Annotated in this window: 20 protein-coding genes and 1 tRNA gene; 3 read left to right on the top strand and 18 right to left on the bottom strand. The window is 62.5% G+C overall.

The window, feature by feature from the left end; translation table 11 throughout:
- Positions 1-83 precede the first annotated feature (83 nt).
- The 13 genes from nuoF to AB3X86_RS26290 form a co-directional block, all read right to left on the bottom strand.
- Positions 84-1,412, bottom strand: a complete 1,329-nt coding sequence (gene nuoF / locus AB3X86_RS26350; RefSeq protein WP_176109123.1) for an NADH-quinone oxidoreductase subunit NuoF — start codon at positions 1,410-1,412, stop codon at positions 84-86.
- Positions 1,409-1,894 carry an NADH-quinone oxidoreductase subunit NuoE gene (gene nuoE / locus AB3X86_RS26345; protein ID WP_013088938.1) on the bottom strand — a complete coding sequence of 162 codons (486 nt, stop codon included), beginning with the start codon at positions 1,892-1,894 and terminating at the stop codon, positions 1,409-1,411. Before nuoE ends, nuoF begins: the two co-directional genes overlap by 4 nt.
- Before the next feature lie 133 nt (positions 1,895-2,027).
- Entirely contained in the window at positions 2,028-3,281 is a 1,254-nt protein-coding gene (locus AB3X86_RS26340; RefSeq protein WP_176121309.1) for an NADH-quinone oxidoreductase subunit D, read from the bottom strand.
- Positions 3,282-3,290: 9 nt separating this feature from the next.
- Entirely contained in the window at positions 3,291-3,893 is a 603-nt protein-coding gene (locus AB3X86_RS26335) for an NADH-quinone oxidoreductase subunit C (protein ID WP_176109125.1), read from the bottom strand.
- 20 nt (positions 3,894-3,913) lie between these two features.
- A complete protein-coding gene (locus AB3X86_RS26330) occupies positions 3,914-4,393 on the bottom strand; it encodes an NADH-quinone oxidoreductase subunit B family protein (protein ID WP_006052903.1) in 480 nt (159 codons plus the stop codon).
- Positions 4,394-4,455: 62 nt separating this feature from the next.
- Positions 4,456-4,815 carry an NADH-quinone oxidoreductase subunit A gene (locus tag AB3X86_RS26325; RefSeq protein WP_018420012.1) on the bottom strand — a complete coding sequence of 120 codons (360 nt, stop codon included), beginning with the start codon at positions 4,813-4,815 and terminating at the stop codon, positions 4,456-4,458.
- Between the two features lie 158 nt (positions 4,816-4,973).
- Positions 4,974-5,058, bottom strand: a tRNA-Leu gene (locus AB3X86_RS26320).
- 112 nt (positions 5,059-5,170) lie between these two features.
- Positions 5,171-5,566: a preprotein translocase subunit SecG gene (secG, locus tag AB3X86_RS26315; protein ID WP_368598267.1), complete on the bottom strand. Its 396-nt coding sequence runs from the start codon at positions 5,564-5,566 to the stop codon at positions 5,171-5,173.
- 82 nt (positions 5,567-5,648) lie between these two features.
- Positions 5,649-6,425: a triose-phosphate isomerase gene (tpiA, locus tag AB3X86_RS26310; RefSeq protein WP_368598266.1), complete on the bottom strand. Its 777-nt coding sequence runs from the start codon at positions 6,423-6,425 to the stop codon at positions 5,649-5,651.
- Between the two features lie 97 nt (positions 6,426-6,522).
- Positions 6,523-7,539 carry an NAD(P)H-quinone oxidoreductase gene (locus AB3X86_RS26305; protein WP_368598265.1) on the bottom strand — a complete coding sequence of 339 codons (1,017 nt, stop codon included), beginning with the start codon at positions 7,537-7,539 and terminating at the stop codon, positions 6,523-6,525.
- Between the two features lie 145 nt (positions 7,540-7,684).
- Complete coding sequence (gene pnp, locus AB3X86_RS26300) at positions 7,685-9,820, bottom strand: polyribonucleotide nucleotidyltransferase (protein ID WP_176109129.1); 2,136 nt, start codon at positions 9,818-9,820, stop codon at positions 7,685-7,687.
- 342 nt (positions 9,821-10,162) lie between these two features.
- Positions 10,163-10,435 carry a 30S ribosomal protein S15 gene (rpsO, locus tag AB3X86_RS26295; protein WP_008920609.1) on the bottom strand — a complete coding sequence of 91 codons (273 nt, stop codon included), beginning with the start codon at positions 10,433-10,435 and terminating at the stop codon, positions 10,163-10,165.
- A 195-nt stretch (positions 10,436-10,630) separates the two neighbouring features.
- Positions 10,631-11,938: a branched-chain amino acid ABC transporter substrate-binding protein gene (locus tag AB3X86_RS26290; protein ID WP_368598295.1), complete on the bottom strand. Its 1,308-nt coding sequence runs from the start codon at positions 11,936-11,938 to the stop codon at positions 10,631-10,633.
- Positions 11,939-12,125: 187 nt separating this feature from the next.
- Here AB3X86_RS26290 and AB3X86_RS26285 point away from each other — a divergent pair, with 187 nt between their 5' ends.
- The 3 genes from AB3X86_RS26285 (at position 12,126) to AB3X86_RS26275 (ending at position 15,213) form a co-directional block, all read left to right on the top strand.
- Complete coding sequence (locus tag AB3X86_RS26285) at positions 12,126-12,677, top strand: hypothetical protein (protein ID WP_176380822.1); 552 nt, start codon at positions 12,126-12,128, stop codon at positions 12,675-12,677.
- Between the two features lie 228 nt (positions 12,678-12,905).
- On the top strand, positions 12,906-13,541 hold the full coding sequence (locus tag AB3X86_RS26280; protein ID WP_368598264.1) for a carbonic anhydrase: 636 nt from the start codon (positions 12,906-12,908) through the stop codon (positions 13,539-13,541).
- A gap of 109 nt (positions 13,542-13,650) precedes the next feature.
- Positions 13,651-15,213, top strand: a complete 1,563-nt coding sequence (locus AB3X86_RS26275; RefSeq protein ID WP_368598263.1) for a SulP family inorganic anion transporter — start codon at positions 13,651-13,653, stop codon at positions 15,211-15,213.
- Between the two features lie 126 nt (positions 15,214-15,339).
- On the opposite strand, the gene AB3X86_RS26270 is transcribed toward AB3X86_RS26275, so the two are convergent.
- The 5 genes from AB3X86_RS26270 to ilvN all read right to left on the bottom strand — a co-directional run bounded on the left by AB3X86_RS26270 (position 15,340) and on the right by ilvN (position 20,533).
- Positions 15,340-16,887, bottom strand: a complete 1,548-nt coding sequence (locus AB3X86_RS26270; RefSeq protein WP_176121303.1) for a 2-isopropylmalate synthase — start codon at positions 16,885-16,887, stop codon at positions 15,340-15,342.
- 367 nt (positions 16,888-17,254) lie between these two features.
- The gene (gene pssA / locus AB3X86_RS26265) at positions 17,255-18,124 is read right to left on the bottom strand and encodes a CDP-diacylglycerol--serine O-phosphatidyltransferase (RefSeq protein ID WP_176109134.1); all 870 of its coding nucleotides are present in this window, start codon (positions 18,122-18,124) and stop codon (positions 17,255-17,257) included.
- 24 nt (positions 18,125-18,148) lie between these two features.
- Positions 18,149-18,787: a phosphatidylserine decarboxylase gene (locus tag AB3X86_RS26260; RefSeq protein WP_115102455.1), complete on the bottom strand. Its 639-nt coding sequence runs from the start codon at positions 18,785-18,787 to the stop codon at positions 18,149-18,151.
- 133 nt (positions 18,788-18,920) lie between these two features.
- The gene (gene ilvC, locus AB3X86_RS26255) at positions 18,921-19,937 is read right to left on the bottom strand and encodes a ketol-acid reductoisomerase (RefSeq protein WP_008920617.1); all 1,017 of its coding nucleotides are present in this window, start codon (positions 19,935-19,937) and stop codon (positions 18,921-18,923) included.
- Positions 19,938-20,041: 104 nt separating this feature from the next.
- Entirely contained in the window at positions 20,042-20,533 is a 492-nt protein-coding gene (gene ilvN / locus AB3X86_RS26250; protein WP_018420000.1) for an acetolactate synthase small subunit, read from the bottom strand.
- Positions 20,534-20,588 lie beyond the last annotated feature (55 nt).

The raw sequence follows: 20,588 nt of genomic DNA, 5'->3' as shown, positions 1-20,588 counted from the left end.
TTCATCGCCCGCTTCGGGCGATGAATCCTGCGGTTGAGGTGTTCGTCTGGTAGTTATTCGTCAGCCAAATCTGTCGGCGCGACTCAGGCTGCCACTGTTTCGGGCGCCGCCGCCGTGCCGGCATGGCCGCCGACGAGGCAATGCTTGTGGGCGACGTGATATTCGAATTCGTCCCAGTAGTGCTTGAGCATGCCCCGAACCGGCATGGCTGCCGCGTCGCCGAGCGCGCAGATCGTGCGGCCCATGATGTTTTCCGCGACCGAGTTCAGCAGATCCAGATCTTCCTGGCGGCCGAGACCATGCTCGATACGATGTACGACGCGATACAGCCAGCCTGTGCCTTCACGGCAAGGCGTGCATTGACCGCACGACTCTTCGTAGTAGAAGTACGACAGGCGCAGCAACGAGCGCACCATGCAGCGCGTCTCGTCCATCACGATCACCGCGCCCGAGCCGAGCATCGAGCCAGCCTTCGCGATCGAGTCGTAATCCATGTCGGTCTGCATCATCATCTCGCCCGGAATCACCGGCGCCGACGAACCGCCAGGAATCACGGCCTTGATCTTCTTGCCGCCGCGCATGCCGCCGGCGAGTTCCATCAGCGTCGCGAACGGCGTGCCGAGCGGAATTTCGTAATTGCCCGGACGCTCGACGTCGCCCGACACCGAGAAAATCTTCGTGCCGCCGTTGTTCGGCTTGCCGATTTCAAGGTAATTCTGCGGTCCGATGGCGAGCAGGAACGGCACTGCCGCGAACGTTTCGGTGTTGTTGATGGTGGTGGGTTTGCCGTACACGCCAAAGCTCGCGGGGAACGGCGGTTTGAAGCGCGGCTGACCCTTCTTGCCCTCGATCGATTCGAGCAGCGCGGTTTCCTCGCCGCAGATATACGCGCCGTAACCATGGTGCGCATGCAGCTGGAACGAAAAGCCCGAGCCCATGATGTTGTCGCCGAGGAACCCGGCGCGGCGAGCTTCTTCCAACGCTTCTTCGAAGCGCTTATAGACTTCCCAGATTTCGCCGTGAATATAGTTGTAGCCGACCGTGATGCCCATCGCGTACGCGCCGATCGCCATACCTTCGATCAACGAATGCGGATTGAAGCGCAGAATGTCGCGGTCCTTGAACGTACCCGGCTCGCCCTCGTCCGAATTACAGACGAGGTACTTCTGGCCCGGGAACTGGCGCGGCATGAAGCTCCACTTCAGACCGGTCGGGAAGCCCGCGCCGCCGCGGCCGCGCAGACCCGACGCCTTGACGTCGGCGATCACCTGCTCGGGCGCGATCTTTTCTTCCAGGATGCGACGCAGCTGGGCATAACCGCCGCGCGCCACGTAGTCTTCGAGATGCCAGTTGTCGCCGTTCAGTCCGGCGAGAATAAGCGGTTTGATGTGACGATCGTGTAAAGCCGTCATTTCGAAAGTTCCTCGAGCAGCTGGTCGATCTTCTCGCGGCTCATGAAGCTGCACATGCGTTGGTTGTTCACCAGCATCACCGGCGCGTCGCCGCACGAACCCATGCACTCACCTTCTTTCAGCGTGAATTTGCCATCGGGCGTGGTTTCGCCGAAGTCGATGCCGAGCTTCTGCTTCAGGTATTCAGCGGCGCTTTCGGAACCGCCGTCAGGGCCGAGCTGGCACGGCAGGTTCGTGCAGAGCGTGATCTTGAACTTACCGACCGGCGAGGTCTCATACATCGTGTAGAAGGTCGCTACCTCCTGCACGGCGATTGCCGGCATGCCGAGATAATCCGCGACGAACTGCATGAGTTCGGGCGACAGCCAGCCATGCTCGGTTTGAGCAGTGGCCAACGCCGACATCACGGCGGACTGTTTCTGATCGGCGGGGTACTTTGCGACCGCACGATCGATTTCTTTCAGGCCTTCAGCTGAGATCATATTCAGACACGACTCTTTCAATTCCTACCGAACGAAAACCTGTCGCTCACGTGATACTGCGACAGACCCGGCGTTCCTTTGCTTGACGCGGGTGGCGGTGCAACAACCGCGGACGCGCGTCGATGAATACGTCCTAGCGATCCACTTCGCCGAACACGATGTCCTGCGTGCCGATGATCGTCACGGCATCGGCGATCATGTGGCCGCGGGCCATTTCGTCAAGCGAGGACAGGTGTGCATAGCCCGGCGCGCGGATCTTCAGACGGTATGGCTTGTTGGCGCCGTCCGAGATCAGATAGATGCCGAACTCGCCCTTCGGATGTTCGACTGCGGCGTACGCCTCGCCTTCGGGCACGTGGAAGCCTTCGGTGAACAGCTTGAAGTGATGGATCAGATCTTCCATGTTCGACTTCATGCCGACGCGCGACGGCGGCGCCACCTTGTGATTGTCCGTCATCACAGGGCCTGGATTTTTACGCAGCCACTCAATGCACTGTTTCGCGATCCGGCACGATTGACGCATTTCTTCGACGCGTACCAGATAGCGGTCGTAGCAATCGCCATTCACGCCGACCGGAATGTCGAAATCGAGCTTGTCATAAACTTCATACGGTTGCTTCTTGCGCAGGTCCCACTCGACGCCCGAGCCACGCAGCATCGCGCCGGTCATGCCGAGTTGCAGCGCCCGCTCCGGGCTGACCACACCGATGCCGACCAGACGCTGCTTCCAGATCCGGTTGTCGGTGAGCAGCGTTTCGTATTCGTCCACGCACTTCGGGAAACGGGTGAAGAAGTCGTCGATGAAGTCGAGCAGCGAACCCTGACGGTTCTCGTTCATCTTCGACAACGCCTTCGCATTGCGAATCTTCGACGCCTTGTATTGCGGCATTGCGTCAGGCAGATCGCGGTAGACGCCACCCGGACGGTAGTAGGCCGCGTGCATCCGTGCGCCGGACACCGCTTCGTACACGTCCATCAGGTCTTCGCGCTCGCGGAACGCATACAGGAACACCGCCATCGCACCGACGTCGAGCGCGTGCGCGCCGATCCACATCAGGTGATTCAACACGCGAGTGATTTCGTCGAACAGTACGCGAATGTATTGCGCGCGCAGTGGCACGTCGATGCCGAGCAACTTCTCGATGGCAAGCACGTAGCCGTGCTCGTTGGCCATCATCGACACGTAGTCGAGACGGTCCATGTACGGCACCGACTGGATAAACGTCTTGCTTTCGGCGAGCTTTTCAGTCGCGCGATGCAGTAGACCGATGTGCGGATCGGCGCGCTGAATCACTTCGCCGTCGAGTTCGAGCACGAGGCGCAACACACCGTGCGCTGCCGGGTGCTGCGGACCGAAGTTTAGCGTGTAGTTCTTGATCTCTGCCATGACGTTCTCTTAGTGTTTCAGACCGCCATAGCGATCCTCACGGATCACGCGCGGCGTGATTTCCCGCGGCTCGATCGTCACCGGCTGATAGACGACGCGCTTCTCTTCCGGGTCGTAACGCATCTCGACGTAGCCGGAGACAGGGAAATCCTTGCGGAACGGATGACCGATAAAACCGTAGTCGGTCAAAATGCGGCGCAGGTCCGGGTGACCTTCGAAGACGATGCCGTACAGGTCGAACGCTTCGCGCTCGTACCAGTTGACCGAATTCCAGATATCGACGACGGACGGCAGGATCGGCATGTCGTCGTCCGGCGCGAATACGCGCAGACGCAGACGCCAGTTGTTCTGCACCGACAGCAGATGCAGCACTGCTGCAAAACGCGGGCCGTCGTAAGCGCCTTCAGCATAGGTCTGGTAATCGACGCCGCACAGGTCGACACACTGCTCGAAACCGAGCGAGCGGTCGTCGCGCAGGCGCTTTGCCACGTTGAGGTAGTCGCCAGCCTTGACGACGATCGTCAATTCACCGACCGACTCGGTCACGCTCGTCAGGAGGCCGCCAAAGGCCGCCTCGAGGTTCGCTTTCAGGGTCTCGAGTTTGCTTGCCATATTGTGGGGAGGCTTTGGCCTTATTGACGGGCGATAGTGTTGGTGCGGCGAATCTTGGCTTGCAGCTGGATCACGCCGTACACCAGCGCTTCCGCGGTGGGCGGACAACCCGGCACGTACACGTCGACCGGGACAATCCGGTCGCAGCCGCGCACCACCGAGTACGAGTAGTGGTAATAGCCGCCACCGTTCGCGCACGAGCCCATCGAGATTACCCAGCGCGGCTCCGCCATCTGGTCGTAGACCTTGCGCAGAGCGGGCGCCATCTTGTTGCACAGCGTACCGGCGACGATCATCACGTCCGACTGACGCGGACTCGGACGGAACACGACACCGAAACGGTCGAGGTCATAACGGGCGGCACCCGCATGCATCATCTCGACTGCGCAGCATGCGAGACCGAACGTCATCGGCCACAGCGAGCCGGTGCGCGTCCAGTTGATCAGTTTGTCCGCCGTAGTGGTGACAAACCCTTCTTTCAAGACCCCTTCGATACTCATTTGCTTTCCACTCCAGACGGGGCGGCAAGCCTGGCCACCCACGCAAACCGGCGATTAATCCATCATTCCCAGTCGAGGCCGCCCTTCTTCCAGATGTAGGCAAAACCAAGCAGGAACTCGAGCAGGAAAATCATCATTGCCGTGAACCCGGCCCAGCCGATGTCGCGCAATGCCACGCCCCACGGGAACAGGAACGCGGTTTCAAGATCGAAAATGATGAAGAGAATGGCGACGAGGTAGTAACGCACATCGAACTTCATGCGCGCATCTTCGAATGCTTCGAAGCCGCACTCGTACGGTGCGTTTTTTTCGGTGTCGGGTTTGTTGGGACCGAGGAGCTTGCCGATACTGACCAGTGCTACGCCTAAACCGGTGCCCACAATAAGGAACAACAAAACGGGGAAATAGGCTGCGAGGTTCAAGACAATCCTCAATCGGTTGGTTCTGAGTGCCGTCAGGAGCATAGCACCCCTGACGCGAAATCACTTCCTCAACACGCATGACGTAAGCCCTACAGCCATACGCCAGAAGTGAAAATGCCAGCCGAAGCGAAGCAAGCGGCTGGCATTTAGATAACATTTGGTGCCGACGGCGAGACTCGAACTCGCACAGCTTTCGCCACTACCCCCTCAAGATAGCGTGTCTACCAATTTCACCACGTCGGCACTATATGCAATCCGGGAAAACAACTTGTAAAACCCGCGAATCGCTTCAAGACTTGAATTGTAACTTGTTTAAACAGATTGTTCAACGCACAAGAGCACGCCTACAGAAAATTTATTTCGGCACACCCGTTGCCGGAACCGACGCGGGCGAAGCCGGCACTGCGGGCGATGCCGCCACCGGAGCCGAGCCTGCAGCCGGTGCGGAAGCAGGCGAAGCCGCGATCGGTGCAGTAGCCGCCCCGCCCAGCACGCCTGCCGACGGCTTCACGTGATACGCGCCAAGGTAAGTGAGCGCCAAGGTCGTGGCAAAGAACAGCGCTGCGAGCACCGCCGTGGTACGCGACAGGAAGTTCGCCGAACCCGTCGCACCGAACAGGCTACCCGATGCGCCGCTGCCGAAAGCTGCGCCCATGTCGGCACCTTTGCCGTGCTGCAGCAACACGAGGCCAATGACCCCGAGCGCGGACAACAACTGAACGACGATAATCAATGTTTTCAAATACAGCATCACACTCACCTGAGTCTTTATTTAACCGCGCCGCACACGGTGTGTTGCGCGAAAAGGAGTCATCCTCGTCGAGACGCTCTGCTTAACCCGCCACGCTGGTCGCAGCGGCCGCCTTGCAGATCGCCAGGAAATCCTGATCTTTCAACGACGCGCCGCCGATCAGGCCGCCGTCGATATCGTTCTGACGGAACAGTTCTTCCGCGTTGTCCGGTTTCACGCTGCCGCCGTACAGCAACGGTACGTCCGCCGCACCCTTTGCCGCGAGACGAGCACGCAGGAACGCATGCACGGCCTGCGCCTGTGCCGCCGATGCGCTCTTGCCGGTGCCAATTGCCCACACCGGCTCATACGCGACGACGAGGCGAGCCGCGTCCTGACAGGACAGCTTCGCGAGCACTTCGTCGAGCTGACCGCCGACGACCTGCTCGGTCGAACCAGCCTCGCGTTCTTCGAGCGTTTCGCCGACGCACACGATCGGCGTCAAATCCGCCTCGAGCACACGCTGCGCCTTCACCGCGACAAGCTCGGCGCTTTCGCGGTGATACGCGCGACGCTCCGAATGCCCGACGATCGCAAACGTGGCACCGAAGTCCGTCACCATCGGCGCAGCCACTTCGCCGGTATAGGCGCCATGCGTGAACGCGGACACGTCCTGCACGCCCCACACGACCGGGCTGCCTTCCAGCAGCGACTGCGCCTGCGCGACATAGAGGCTCGGCACGCAGACACCGACGCGCACGTCGGCCGGCAATTCATTGGCGCCCTGCACCACTGCCCGCAACAACGCGGCGTTCGCGGCGAGCCGCCCATGCATCTTCCAATTACCGACTACCAGTTTGGCTCGTTGTTGATTAGACATCGTCTCGTATTGTCCTGTCTTGCCAGTCCGACCTGCTCCGGCGCGCGCAAAACGCGCAATTTTACTGCGTGGGGTGGATCGGGTCAAACCGATGGTGTCAAGCCTCCGGACCCCAAGTCAACACAATCTTGCCGACGTGGGTGCTGCTTTCCATCAGCGTATGCGCGTCGGCAGCCTGGGTGGCCGGAAACACGCGGTGCACGACCGGCCTGATGCGCCCGGCTTCGAGATGCGGCCATACGCGCTCTTTCAATTGCGCGGCGATCTGTGCCTTGAACTCGATCGGCCGTGGCCGCAGTGTCGAACCGGTAACGGTCAGACGGCGACGCAGCACTTCGTTCAGGTTCAGCTCCGCCTTCGCGCCGCCGAGCAGCGCAATCAGCACGATGCGGCCACCGTCGGCGAGCGCCGACAGTTCGCGCGGCACGTAGCTGCCCGCGACCATGTCGAGGATCACGTCGACGCCACGATCGTTGGTCAGCGACTTGATGACTTCGACGAAATCTTCAGTCTTATAGTTGATCGCCCGTTCGGCGCCGAGCGCTTCGCACGCGCGGCACTTGTCGTCCGAGCCTGCGGTGGCGAACACACGGAAGCCGAGCGCGTGCGCAATTTGGATCGCCGTCACGCCGATGCCGCTCGATCCGCCCTGCACGAGCAGCGTTTCGTTCGCGCCACCCTCACCCTGGCCGAGCTGCGCGCGATTGAACACGTTGCTCCACACCGTGAAGAAAGTCTCGGGCAGCGAAGCCGCTTCGACGTCCGACAATCCCGCCGGCACGGGCAGGCATTGCAGAAGCGGCGCCGCCGCATACTCGGCATAGCCGCCGCCCGCGAGCAGCGCGCAAACGCGGTCGCCAATCTTCAGACCGAACGGATTGTTCTTCGCTTCGATCGTGCCGCCGACGATCTCGCCCGCCACCTCCAGCCCCGGCAGATCCGACGCTCCCGGCGGCGGCGCATAGCCGCCCTTGCGCTGAAACACGTCCGGACGATTGATGCCGGATGCCGCCACCTTGATCAGCACCTCGCCAGCCTTGAGCTGCGGCGTCGGACGCTCTGCCAGCTTGAGGACTTCCGGGGCACCGAATTCAGTGATTTCGATCGCTTTCATCTGCGTCAACTCCAAGATTGGATTGCGTTGCCTACCCGTTGCTGCCGTCCGCCGTAGCGCTGCGATTCGAATACGCAACGCAATCCATCCTGCATGAAAAACGGCCGGCGTGCATGACACGGCCGGCCGTTTGTCCGTTACCGCCTTACTGCGGCGTCGGTTCGCCTTGCGGCGCGTCGTTCAGCAGTGCCTTCGCCGACAGACGCACACGACCCTTCTCGTCCGTCTGGATGACCTTGACCTTCACCTGCTGGCCATCCTTCAGATAGTCGTTGATGTCCTTGATGCGCTCGTTCGCGATCTCGGAAATATGCAGCAGACCGTCCTTACCTGGCAGGATGTTCACGATCGCGCCGAAGTCGAGCAGCTTGAGCACGGTGCCTTCGTACACCTGGCCCACTTCGACTTCCATCGTGATCGCTTCGATACGACGCTTCGCTTCGGCCATGCCTTCGCTGTTCGTGCTCGCGATCGTGACGACGCCGTCGTCTGAAATGTCGATCGTCGTGCCGGTTTCTTCGGTCAGCGCACGGATCACCGAGCCGCCCTTGCCGATCACGTCGCGGATCTTTTCCGGGTTGATCTTGATCGTGATCATGCGCGGTGCGAACTCCGACAGCTGCGTGTTCGCGCCTGCCACGGCCGAGGTCATCTTGCCGAGAATGTGCATGCGACCTTCCTTAGCCTGCGCGAGCGCGACCTGCATGATTTCCTTCGTGATGCCCTGGATCTTGATGTCCATCTGCAGCGCGGTCACGCCTTGTTCCGTACCCGCGACCTTGAAGTCCATGTCGCCGAGGTGATCTTCGTCGCCGAGGATGTCGGTCAGCACCGCGAAGCGGTTGCCTTCGAGAATCAGGCCCATCGCGATACCGGCGACGTGAGCCTTCATCGGCACGCCGGCGTCCATCAGCGCGAGACAGCCGCCGCACACCGAAGCCATCGACGACGAACCGTTCGACTCGGTGATTTCCGAGACGACACGGATCGAGTAGCCGAATTCGTCGGCGCTCGGCAGGCAGGCGACGAGCGCGCGCTTGGCGAGACGGCCGTGACCGATTTCACGGCGCTTCGGCGAACCGACGCGGCCCGTTTCGCCGGTCGCGAACGGAGGCATGTTGTAGTGGAGCATGAAGCGTTCGCGGTACTCGCCTTCCAGCGCGTCGATACTCTGCTCGTCGCCCTTCGTGCCGAGCGTCGCAACCACCAGCGCCTGCGTTTCGCCGCGCGTGAACAGCGCCGAGCCGTGGGTACGCGGCAGCACGCCGGTACGGATTTCGATCGGGCGCACGGTGCGCGTGTCGCGGCCGTCGATACGCGGCTCGCCGTTCAGGATCTGGGTACGGACGATCTTCGCTTCGATGTCGAACAGCACGTTGCCGACCGACGCTTTGTCGGCCGCCACGGTACCGGCTGCCGCCGCTTCTTCTTCGAGCTTCGCCGAGGTCGCCGCGTAGACTTCCTTCAGCTTGGTCGAGCGAGCCTGCTTGTCGCGGATCTGGTAAGCGGCGAGCAGATCGGCTTGCGCGAGTTCCGTGACGCGCGCGATCAGCGCTTCGTTCTTCGCGGCCGGCTGCCAGTCCCACTCGGGCTTGCCGCCTTCGCGGACCAGTTCGTGGATCGCGTCGATCGCGGTCTGCATCTGCTCATGACCGAACACGACGGCGCCGAGCATCACCTCTTCGCTCAGCTGCTGCGCTTCCGATTCGACCATCAGCACCGCGCGTTCCGTACCGGCGACGACGAGGTCGAGCGCCGATTCCTTCATCTGCGGACGCGTCGGATTCAGCACGTATTCGTTGTTGATGTAGGCCACGCGTGCCGCGCCGACCGGGCCGTTGAACGGCAGGCCGGACACCGCGAGCGCCGCCGATGCGCCGATCAGCGCCGGGATGTCGGCGGGGATTTCCGGATTCAGCGACAGCACGTGAATCACGACCTGCACTTCGTTGTAGAAGCCTTCCGGAAAGAGCGGGCGCAGCGGACGGTCGATCAGTCGCGAGATCAGCGTCTCGCCCTCCGACGGACGGCCTTCGCGACGGAAGAAGCCACCCGGGATCTTGCCGGCGGCGTAGGTCTTTTCGATGTAATCGACGGTGAGGGGGAAGAAGTCCTGGCCCGGCTTGGCGGTCTTCGCGCCGACCACGGTGGCGAGCACCACGGTGTCTTCGACGTCGACGATCACCGCGCCGCTCGCCTGGCGAGCGATTTCACCGGTTTCGAGGCGAACGTTGTGCTGCCCCCACTTAAACTCTTTGACGATCTTATTGAACATAGTCATTGCTTTTCCTCATCGTAATGCCGCGCGGACCGGAAGCGGCGCGGCAACGCCGGGGCCGGCGCCGCATGGGAAGAGTCGTGCTATGCCATTCCAGAGAGTCACCGCGAGCGCGCGCGAACCGCTGGAATGACACAAAACTCTGCCCTGAAGCCCGGCCTTGTTTCCTGTTACTGCTTTCCTACTACTGCTCTGCTACTGCTAGTACGCTTACCCGTGGACGCCGCGCGAACCGGCATACGCCGCGGAGCACAGGCGGTGCGCATTACACGAAGCGCGCCGTGCAAAAACAAAATGCCTGTATCAGCGAAACTGACACAGGCATCTTGCTGAACGACTGGCCGATTACTTACGGAGACCCAGCTTCTCGATCAGGCTGCGGTAACGATCCGCGTCCTTACCCTTCAGGTAGTCGAGCAGCTTGCGACGGCGGCTCACCATGCGCAGCAGACCGCGGCGGCTGTGGTGATCCTTCGTGTGCTCCTTGAAGTGGGAGGTCAGTTCGTTGATACGGGTCGTGAGCAGCGCGACCTGAACTTCGGGGGAGCCGGTGTCGTTAGCTGCGCGTGCGAATTGCGCGACGACTTCGGACTTCTTGCTTGCTTCAACTGCGGACATGTCAATTTCCTTGATAACTGGACAGGCGGTCACGGAAGAAAGGCCGTGCCGTGGGATACCCGTTTCACAAAATTTACTGAGCCCCGTTCGTGGCTGAATTAGCTGAATGAGAACCCAGCCGAACAACGGGACGCGTATTGTAGCACAGCCGACATCGGCCGCGAAGCCCGCGCTAGCAAGCGAATCGCGCGTCGCTCAGGGGCGTCGCATCCGACAGACCGTCGGCAATACCGTACGCTCGGCTGATATCGCCAGCACCGTGCGAAAGCCGTAGCCGGAACCTTCGTTATCGAAATGCACGCCGGGTGCGCCGGCTTTGTCCATCTGCATCACGTAAAGGGGCTGGATCAGCTGATGGTCGTCGGCGCGCATCCAGGATGCGTGAAAACCGTTGTCGAAGCGGATTGCCTCCAGCGCTTTCGCGACCGCCGTCGGATCGGCGCTGCCGGCGCGGTTCATCGCGGCGGCGAGTGTGTCGAGCAGCAGTGGCATACGCAGCACCGGATAGTCGTCCTGCGCGGCCGGATAGCGCGCGCGGAACGCCGCGTACCATGCATCGGAGGCCGCGCCGCCGACGTTCGGATGCCACTCGGCCACGGCGATCACGTGATCCACGCCCGCGTCGCCGAGGGCGGCCGGCGCGCCGAGGCTGTTGCCGTAGAACGTGTAGAACTTCGTGTCGAGGCCCTGCTCGCGCGCCGCCTTCACGAGCAACGTCAGGTCGTTGCCCCAGTTGCCGGTGATCACGGCGTCCGCGCCGCTCGCGCGGATCTTCGCGATGTACGGCGCAAAGTCCTTCACTCGGCCGATCGGGTGAAATTCGTCGCCGACCACCGCGATGTCAGGGCGCTTCGCCGTGAGCGTCGAGCGCGCGAGGCTGCTCACGTCGTGGCCGAAGCTGTAGTCCTGGTTCAGCAGGTAAACCTTTTTCACCGTCTTGTCGCGCTCGATCACCTCGGCGAGCGCGGCCATCCGCATGCCCGCGTGCGCGTCGAAGCGGAAGTGCCAGAAGCTGCAGTTCGCGTTGGTGAGCGCGGGGTCGTCGGCCGAGTAGTTCAGGAACAGTTCGCGGTTGTCCGGCTCGCGGCTGTTCTGCTTGTCGATCGCGCCGATGAGCGCCGCGGCGACCGCCGAGCTATTGCCCTGCAGGATGTAGCCGATATGGCGATCCGCGGCTGCGCGCATCTGCGTCAGCGCTTCTTCCGCGCTGCCCTTGCTGTCGAGCACGACGAGTTCGAACGGATGCGCGCCGTCCGCGAGCTTCACGCCGCCGCGCGCGTTGACCTGCTCGACGCCGAAGCGCAGATTGCGCTCGACCGCCGCGCCCGCGTTCGCGAACGGGCCGGACATGCCTTCGATCAGCGCGAGCCGGATCGGGGCGCCCGTGGGTTTGCCGGTCGGATTCACCCCCGAACTCGTCGCCTGAGCCACGCCAACGCCCACCGCCGCCATTGAGATCGCCGTCAGCGCAATCGCCGCCGCCCGTTGCCACACCGCCGTCATGGTCGTCCCGCCTGAATCTTCGAAGCGCGGATCATAGAACCACGCGCACGGAATAGGCAAGCCGGCGCATCCGTTCTCCTTTGGAGGCGACCCACGTTCGGGCAGCGCCATTCTTTCGCCACGGCGCGTGTCAAAATGGTGGGTCTCGATGATAAGAACCGCTATTCAAACGCCATCGGAGGAATACATGTCGAACCGCCATCACCGCACGGCGGCCTCTATCACAACCCCGGCCGGCGCGAGTCTGCGGCGCGCCGCGTTCGTTTGCCTGAGCGTGCTCGCGCTCGCCGGCTGCGCCCAGCCGTGGCAGCAGTATCAACAGGGAGCGGATGCATCGACGGTGATCGCGCGGCTCGGACCGCCGCGCGAAACCTACGACCTCCCCGACGGCGGCAAGCGCCTGATGTGGCCGACCCAACCGATGGGCGAAACCACCACCGCCGCCGACATCGACGCGGCCGGCAAAATCGTCAACATGCGCCAGGTGTTGCAACCCAACGAGTTCTACCGCGCCGAGATCGGCAAATGGACGCGCAGCGACGTACTGGTGAACTTCGGCCGTCCGGTCGAAACGTCGTACTTCCCGATGATGAGGCGCGAAGTCTGGACCTATCGCTATCTCGAGGACAACGTCTGGTACATGCTGTACAGCTTCTACTTCGATGACCAGGGCATCTTGCGCCTCACGCAGAAGACCCCCGACCCGCTGCACGAGCCCGACCGTCGCAGCCTGTTCTGAGTCCTGAGCGCGATCTTCGAACGAAGAACGGTATCTCAAAAAAGCTGCCTTCCGTAGGCAGCTTTTTTATTCTCTAGGCATAAAGAAGAATTTAATCCTGTTCACGTCAACAACTCCGCAAAAGAAAGGTTATTGTAAACACCGTTCGTGCACCGGGTGATGATCGACCGCGCAACTGCGGTTCCGGTCCGGTGCCAGGTCAATTGCCTCTGTTACGGAGCTGCTACGATGAACCGCCCCAAACACCTGCTGGTCGCCAATGTCGCGTGGGCCCATGAAACCGCGACGCGCAATCCGGCATTCTTTCGCGACCTCATGCGCGGACAGAATCCACACATTCTGTGGATAGGCTGTGCGGACAGCCGAGTGCCCGCCGAAACGATCACGCATTGCGAGCCCGGCGATCTGTTCGTCCATCGCAACATCGCCAACCTGTTTGATCCCGGCGACGACAACGTCGCGAGCGTCCTCGAATACGCGGTGCGAGTGCTCAAGGTCGGCCATGTGATCGTCTGCGGACACTATGGCTGCGGCGGCGTGCGCGCCGCGCTGCTGCCCCCGGACCCCGCGCTGCCCCATGTAAACCGGCGTATCGCGCCGCTCTGCGCGCTCGCGCAAACGCATCGCCCGGAACTGGACGGCGCGGCGACCGAATCGGATCGCGTCAACCGCCTCGCCGAGCTGAACGTGCTCGAACAGGTGCGGCACCTACGGGCGAGCCCGATCGTGCACGAGGCTGATCCGGCGCCGCTCGTGCACGGCTGGATCTTTGCGCTCGACGACGGGCGCCTCAAGGTTCTCACCTCCGGCTACAGCGCCGACGACGCGATGACCTGCCCGACCGCCGCGCACAGCGCGGCCTAGCGAAGCGCGTCGCACCCGCCATTCGAACCGCGGACGAAGCCGACAGCGGAATCCTCATCGAGCCACCCCTGTTCGTCGCTCGCCGCCCCACCTCTCGCTTTTGGACTCCATGGATACTCAAACCCCCTTCTCCGCGCTCCAGCGCGACGTGCTCGCCGGAACGGCCGTTTTTCTGGTGGCGCTGCCGCTTTGCCTCGGCATTGCTCACGCATCGGGCGTCGACCCATTTGCCGGACTGGTGTCGGGCATCATTGGCGGGCTCGTGGTTGCCGCGCTGAGCGGCTCGCGCCTGAGCGTGAGCGGCCCGGCCGCGGGCCTCGTCGTGATCGTCGTCGACGGCATCGCGCGGCTTGGCGGCTTTTCCGCTTTCCTGCTGGCCGTACTGCTGTCGGGCGTCATCCAGTTCGGCTTCGGCATGCTCAGGGCTGGCCGGTTCGCGGCCTACGTGCCGTCGCCAGTGATCAAGGGGATGCTCGCGGCCATCGGCGTGCTGTTGATCCTCAAGCAGTTTCCCGTAGCGCTGGGGCTGTCCGGCACCGCTCATTCCGGCCACCCGGCGGCGGCGCTCGCAACGCCGCTCGGCCCAATCTCGCTGACCGCCGTGCTGATCACGCTGCTGTCGCTTGCGATCCTCGCCGGCTGGGAAACCCGCGCGCTGCGCCGCTTCGCTGTCGTGCGCATCATGCCGGCGCCGCTCGCGGTGGTGCTGCTCGGCATCGGCGCGACGCTCGCTCTCGATCTCGTCGCGCCATCGCTGGCACCGCCCGCCGAACGGCGGGTTGCGTTGCCGTCGCTCGAATCGTTCGCGGCACTGCAAGCCGTGCTCGTGTCGGCCCACTTCGGACCACGGTTCGCCCAGCTCATCAATCCAGACATATGGCGCGTTGCGATCACGATCGCCATCCTCGCAAGTCTCGAAACGCTACTGAGCCTCGAAGCGGTCGAACAGATCGATCCGGAACGCCGCCGCGCACCGCCCGATCGCGAACTGAAGGCGCAGGGCGTGGGCAATCTGATCGCGGGGGCGATCGGTGGCCTGCCGATCACCGCGGTGATCGTGCGTAGCTCCGCAAACGTGCATGCCGGCGCAAAAAGCCGGCTCTCGGCGATCGTTCATGGGGTGTTGCTTCTCGTCAGCGTGTTCGCGCTCACCAGCGTGATCAACCTGATCCCGCTCGCCTGCCTCGCCGCGATCCTGATCTTCACCGGGTTCAAACTCGCCAAGCCGTCGTTGTTCGCCGGGCTTGCGCGACAGGGATTCGCGCCGTTCGCACCGTTTATCGTCACGGTCGTCGGTGTGCTCGTCACCGATCTGCTGATCGGTATCGTGCTCGGCATACTGTGCAGCATGCTGTTTGCGCTGTACGCAAACCTGCGCGGCCCGATCGTGCTCGCGCAGCATGGCGATCACTACCTGCTGTCGTTTCGCAAGGACGTATCGTTTCTCGGCAAAGTGCCGCTCAAGCACTATCTGCAGCAGATTCCGGATGGCGCCACCGTCCTCGTCGACGCGACACGCGCCGATTTCGTCGATCACGACGTGCGCGAACTGCTGGATGCGTTCGTCGCGGATGCGCCCCGCCGCGGAATCACCGTCGACCTCAGATATCAGGTCCGCGAGCAGGCGCGCGCAACGAGCGGCTGGTCGCTGCGGCGCACGACAGCGGAGTAGTCCCCGCGTATCGGGTCATCGCACCCGCGCGATGACCGCGAAAAAAAGCCCCGCGTGCCAGGCATCGCGGGACTTCTCCTTCGATTCACCGTCGAGATTGCGCGCTACCGGCGCGCCATGTTCCCGTTACTCCGAGCGCTGCGGATTCAACTTGTCCGCATTCGAATAGAGTTTGTTGAGCGCCGAGAAATACGCCTTCGCGGACGCCGCGACGATATCCGGATCGGTGCCGGTGCCGTTGACGATGCGTCCGCTCTTCGACAACCGCACGGTCACTTCGCCTTGTGCCTGGGTGCCGGTCGTGATCGCGTTGACCGAGTACAGCAGCAGCTCGGAGCCGCTGCCCACTTCCGTTTCGATCGCGTTGAGCGTGGCGTCGACCGGGCCGTTGCCGCGTGCTTCGCCGGTGATCTCTTTACCCTCTACCGAGAACACGACCTTCGCGTGCGGCTGCTCGCCGGTTTCCGAATGCTGCGACATCGACAGGAATTTGTAGTGCTCCTTCTCGTGCGCTTCGGCCGATTCCTCGTTGACGATCGCGATGATGTCTTCGTCGAAAATCTCCGCCTTGCGATCTGCAAGTTCCTTGAAACGCGCGAACGCGGTATTCAGTTCGGCTTCACTGTCGAGCGCGATGCCGAGCTCCTGCAGACGCTGTTTGAACGCATTGCGGCCCGACAGCTTGCCGAGCACGATCTTGTTCGCGGTCCAACCCACGTCTTCCGCACGCATGATTTCGTAGGTGTCGCGCGCCTTCAGCACGCCGTCCTGATGGATGCCCGACGCGTGCGCGAAGGCGTTCGCGCCGACCACGGCCTTGTTCGGCTGCACGACGAAACCAGTGATCTGCGACACCAGCTTCGAGGCCGGCACGATTTGAGTCGTATCGAGACCGACGTCGAGTCCGAAGTAATCCTTGCGGGTCTTCACCGCCATCACGATTTCTTCAAGCGACGTATTGCCCGCGCGCTCGCCCAGACCGTTGATCGTGCATTCGACCTGGCGCGCGCCGCCGATCTGCACGCCGGCGAGTGAATTCGCGACCGCCATGCCGAGGTCGTTGTGGCAATGCACGGAGAACACCGCCTTGTGCGAGTTCGGAATGCGCTCGCGCAGCGTCTTCACGAGCTGGCCATAGAGCTCCGGCACGCCGTAGCCGACCGTGTCCGCGATGTTGATCGTGGTCGCGCCTTCGGCGATCACCGCTTCCAGCACACGGCACAGGAAGTCCATATCCGAGCGGCTGCCGTCTTCCGGCGAGAATTCGACGTCGTCGGTGAACTTGCGCGCGAAACGCACCGCGAGCCTGGCCTGCTCGAAGACCTGCTCGGGCGTCATGCGCAGCTTCTTTTCCATGTGAAGCGGCGACGTCGCGATGAACGTGTGGATGCGGAAATGATCGGCCGGTTTCAGTGCGTCGGCGGCCTTCTGAATGTCCTTGTCGTTCGCGCGCGCAAGCGAGCAGATCGTGCTGTCCTTTACCAGACCGGCGATCGTATGGATCGCGTCGAAGTCGCCGTTCGAGCTGGCCGCGAAACCCGCTTCGATCACGTCGACTTTCATCCGTTCGAGTTGCTTGGCGATGCGGATCTTCTCTTCCTTCGTCATCGATGCGCCGGGCGATTGCTCGCCGTCACGCAGCGTGGTGTCGAAAATGATCAGTTTGTCGGACATGTCGGGCCTCCTCGGGAGTCGTTCAGATGTGGGACTTGGTTTTGGAATAGGACGATGGGCGCCACCGCTGGCAAGGTAGGGCGATCACGATGATCGCGGCCGGCGCGGACGGAACGCAAAAACGCATAAGGGCGAGAACCAAGCATGATGGCGCGGCGCAGCGAACGGTCTCGCCGACCCGGCAAAATCGGCCACGCCAACGCACTGATCCGACGACTATAGCGGCATTCCAGCCACCACGCAATGCACGCCTGGGCGGCCTGCGGCGCGCTCCGAAGCGGGCTCGTAACAGCATCAGCCAACGAAAAACGGCAGCACGTGGCTGCCGTTTTTCGTATATCGCTGCGATGCAGCGAAGTTCGAATCGTCACCGGTCGTGCGACATCGAACGCGCGGGATTGGCCCGGCCGCGCATCGCCTGATACGCCCAGAACACGTAGCCGGACAGACCGTACAGCACGAACAGACCGAACAGCATCAGCGGCGGGTCGGACGACACCAGCACGAACGCGACCACCACCAGCAGGATCACGCCGAATGGCACGCGATGCCGCACGTCGAGCGCCTTGCCGCTGTAGAACGGTGCGTTCGACACCATCGTCACGCCCGCATAGATGGTCAGCACGAACGCGACCCACGGCAGCCAAACGAGCTTCAGCGGCACGCGGTTGTCGGTGGCGAGCCACACGAAACCGGCGATCAGCGCCGCCGCGGCCGGGCTCGGCATGCCCTGGAAAAAACGCTTGTCGACCACGCCGATGTTCGTATTGAAACGCGCGAGCCGCAGCGCCGCGCCGGAGCAATAGACGAACGCCGCGAGCCAGCCCCACCGGCCGAGGTCTTTCAGTATCCACTCGTACATCACGAGCGCGGGAGCAACACCGAACGACACCATGTCCGACAGGCTGTCGAACTGCTCGCCGAACGCGCTTTGCGTATGCGTCATGCGCGCGACACGGCCGTCCATGCCATCGAGCACCATAGCGACGAAGATCGCGATCGCCGCGATCTCGAAGCGCACGTTCATCGCCTGCACGACGGCGAAGAAACCGCAGAACAGCGCGGCCGTGGTGAACGCGTTCGGCAGCAGGTAGATGCCGCGCTTTCTGAGGAATTGCTGACGCTGCGCGCGCCGGCTGTCGACGGCCGGCGACTCCGTGACCACCGGCTTGTTGCGACGAAACGGACGCGGCAGCGGTCCGCTGCTGCGAGGTCGACGCGGTTTGAATGCGGCCATTCGGACAACCTCCTGTATGCCGCTTTACAGCTCGGCGAGGATCGTGGACGACGCCGACACCTTCTCGCCGATCGATACGCGCGGGCGGCTGCCCACCGGCAGATACACGTCGACGCGCGAACCGAAACGGATGAATCCGTAGCGCTGCCCGCGGGTCAGCGGCTCGCCGGCACGGACGTAGCAAAGAATGCGCCGTGCGATCAACCCGGCGATCTGCACCGACGTGACCGTCTGGCCGCCGGCCATCTCGATCACGACCGCGTTGCGTTCGTTTTCGAGCGAGGCTTTATCGACCGCGGCGTTCAGATACGCGCCGGGAAAGTATTCGACCTTCGAGATCGCGCCGTCGACCGGCGAGCGCTGCGAGTGCACGTTGAACACGTTCATGAAGACGCTGATCTTCAGCGCTTCACGATTCGCATAAGGGTCATGGGCGGTTTCTACCGCGACGATGCGACCGTCGGCGGGACACAGCACCGCGTTGGCCTGCGTCGGAATCGGACGCGCCGGGTCGCGGAAGAACTGCACGACGAAGATCAGGATCAGCCAGAAGAGCCACGCAAAGCCGAACCCCGCGAAGGCGTGAACCAGTAGTGCAACGACGGCCGCGATGGCGATGAACGGCCAGCCTTCTCGCGCGATGATCGGATGAGGGTAATTCATGGATGGCTTCTGTGTTTTTGTAAAACCGTAGGATAGCAAAAGCCGCCCAGGGTTCAGCACCCTTGGACGGCTTTTTGACTGGTCCGGCCGCCGCGCTGAAGGCGCCGCGCCGGACCTCGTGACGTCGAGACGCTTAGTTCTTCGACTGGTCGACGAGCTTGTTCTTCGCGATCCACGGCATCATTGCGCGCAGCTTCGAGCCAACCTGCTCGATCTGGTGCTCGGCCGTCAGACGGCGACGCGATTGCAGCGTCGGTGCGCCAGCCTTGTTTTCGATGATGAAGCTCTTCGCGTATTCGCCGGTCTGGATGTCGGTCAGCACGGCCTTCATCGCCTTCTTCGTTTCAGCGGTCACGATGCGCGGACCCGTCACGTACTCGCCGTACTCGGCGTTGTTCGAGATCGAGTAGTTCATGTTCGCGATGCCGCCTTCGTAGATCAGGTCGACGATCAGCTTCAGTTCGTGCAGGCACTCGAAGTACGCCATTTCCGGCGCGTAGCCCGCTTCGACCAGCGTTTCGAAGCCAGCCTTGATCAGGTCGACGGTACCGCCGCACAGCACAGCCTGCTCGCCGAACAAGTCGGTTTCGGTTTCTTCGCGGAAGTTCGTTTCGATGATGCCGGCACGGCCGCCGCCGTTAGCCGCTGCGTACGACAAAGCGATGTCGCGCGCCGCGCCCGATTTGTCTTGCGCAACCGCGATGAGGTGCGGCACGCCGCCACCTTGCGAATAGGTGCCGCGAACCGTGTGGCCCGGTGCCTTCGGCGCGATCATGATCACGTCGAGGTCGGCACGGGGGATCACCTGGCCGTAGTGCACGTTGAAGCCGTGCGCGAACGCGAGCGCTGCGCCCTGCTTGATGTTCGCGTGGACTTCCTTCGCGTACACGTCGGCGATCTGCTCGTCCGGCAGCAGCATCATCACGACGTCCGCGCCCTTCACCGCTTCCGCGACTTCCTTGACTTGCAGGCCGGCGTTTTCAGCCTTGCTCCACGATGCGCCGCCCTTGCGCAGACCGACCGTGATGTTCACGCCGCTTTCCTTCAGGTTCAGCGCGTGCGCATGGCCTTGCGAGCCATAGCCGATGATGGTGACCTGCTTGCCCTTGATGAGAGAGAGATCGGCGTCCTTGTCGTAGAAAACTTTCATGTCGGTTCCTTGGCTAGATTCAATGATTCAGAAAATTCAGGTACTGCGAATGTTGTTATTACAGCCGGGTGATGCGGCGTTGCCCGCCCTTGCGAAACGCGACGTCAGACCTTCAGAATGCGCTCGCCGCGACCGATGCCCGAGCTGCCCGTGCGGACCGTCTCGAGAATCGCCGTGGAGTCGAGCCCCTCGATGAAGGCGTCGAGCTTGTCGCTCGCCCCCGTCAGTTCGATCGTGTAGGTCTTTTCGGTGACGTCGATGATGCGGCCGCGAAAAATGTCCGCCATCCGCTTCATCTCCTCACGTTCCTTGCCGACCGCCCTCACCTTGATCAGCATCAGCTCGCGTTCGATGTGAGCGCCCTCGGTAAGGTCGACCACTTTCACCACCTCGATCAGGCGGTTCAGATGCTTCGTGATCTGTTCGATCACGTCGTCGGAGCCAACGGAGACGATGGTCATGCGCGACAGCGAACGGTCTTCGGTCGGAGCCACCGTCAAGGTTTCAATGTTGTAGCCGCGTGCCGAGAACAGCCCCACCACGCGCGACAACGCGCCCGGTTCGTTTTCCAGCAGGACGGAAATGATGTGTCTCATGTTTCGCTTCTTCCAGATGTAGTGTCGATGTCTGCGAGCGGAGCGGCGCCGCTTC

This window comes from Paraburkholderia sp. BR14374, assembly GCF_040948685.1.
GTDB lineage: Bacteria > Pseudomonadota > Gammaproteobacteria > Burkholderiales > Burkholderiaceae > Paraburkholderia > Paraburkholderia youngii.
This window is presented reverse-complemented; position numbering and strand designations above follow the sequence as displayed.

Bases quoted from the DNA above. Each gene is read 5' to 3' on its own strand.
- AB3X86_RS26305 (WP_368598265.1), bottom strand. From the start codon at position 7,539: ATGAAAGCGATCGAAATCACTGAATTCGGTGCCCCGGAAGTCCTCAAG.
- AB3X86_RS26285 (WP_176380822.1), top strand. From the start codon at position 12,126: ATGTCGAACCGCCATCACCGCACGGCGGCCTCTATCACAACCCCGGCC.
- AB3X86_RS26275 (WP_368598263.1), top strand. From the start codon at position 13,651: ATGGATACTCAAACCCCCTTCTCCGCGCTCCAGCGCGACGTGCTCGCC.
- nuoF (WP_176109123.1), bottom strand. From the start codon at position 1,412: ATGACGGCTTTACACGATCGTCACATCAAACCGCTTATTCTCGCCGGA.
- AB3X86_RS26280 (WP_368598264.1), top strand. From the start codon at position 12,906: ATGAACCGCCCCAAACACCTGCTGGTCGCCAATGTCGCGTGGGCCCAT.
- tpiA (WP_368598266.1), bottom strand. From the start codon at position 6,425: ATGTCTAATCAACAACGAGCCAAACTGGTAGTCGGTAATTGGAAGATG.
- AB3X86_RS26335 (WP_176109125.1), bottom strand. From the start codon at position 3,893: ATGGCAAGCAAACTCGAGACCCTGAAAGCGAACCTCGAGGCGGCCTTT.
- AB3X86_RS26290 (WP_368598295.1), bottom strand. From the start codon at position 11,938: ATGACGGCGGTGTGGCAACGGGCGGCGGCGATTGCGCTGACGGCGATC.
- nuoE (WP_013088938.1), bottom strand. From the start codon at position 1,894: ATGATCTCAGCTGAAGGCCTGAAAGAAATCGATCGTGCGGTCGCAAAG.
- pssA (WP_176109134.1), bottom strand. From the start codon at position 18,124: ATGGCCGCATTCAAACCGCGTCGACCTCGCAGCAGCGGACCGCTGCCG.
- AB3X86_RS26270 (WP_176121303.1), bottom strand. From the start codon at position 16,887: ATGTCCGACAAACTGATCATTTTCGACACCACGCTGCGTGACGGCGAG.
- pnp (WP_176109129.1), bottom strand. From the start codon at position 9,820: ATGACTATGTTCAATAAGATCGTCAAAGAGTTTAAGTGGGGGCAGCAC.
- ilvN (WP_018420000.1), bottom strand. From the start codon at position 20,533: ATGAGACACATCATTTCCGTCCTGCTGGAAAACGAACCGGGCGCGTTG.
- AB3X86_RS26340 (WP_176121309.1), bottom strand. From the start codon at position 3,281: ATGGCAGAGATCAAGAACTACACGCTAAACTTCGGTCCGCAGCACCCG.
- AB3X86_RS26260 (WP_115102455.1), bottom strand. From the start codon at position 18,787: ATGAATTACCCTCATCCGATCATCGCGCGAGAAGGCTGGCCGTTCATC.
- AB3X86_RS26330 (WP_006052903.1), bottom strand. From the start codon at position 4,393: ATGAGTATCGAAGGGGTCTTGAAAGAAGGGTTTGTCACCACTACGGCG.
- rpsO (WP_008920609.1), bottom strand. From the start codon at position 10,435: ATGTCCGCAGTTGAAGCAAGCAAGAAGTCCGAAGTCGTCGCGCAATTC.
- ilvC (WP_008920617.1), bottom strand. From the start codon at position 19,937: ATGAAAGTTTTCTACGACAAGGACGCCGATCTCTCTCTCATCAAGGGC.
- secG (WP_368598267.1), bottom strand. From the start codon at position 5,566: ATGCTGTATTTGAAAACATTGATTATCGTCGTTCAGTTGTTGTCCGCG.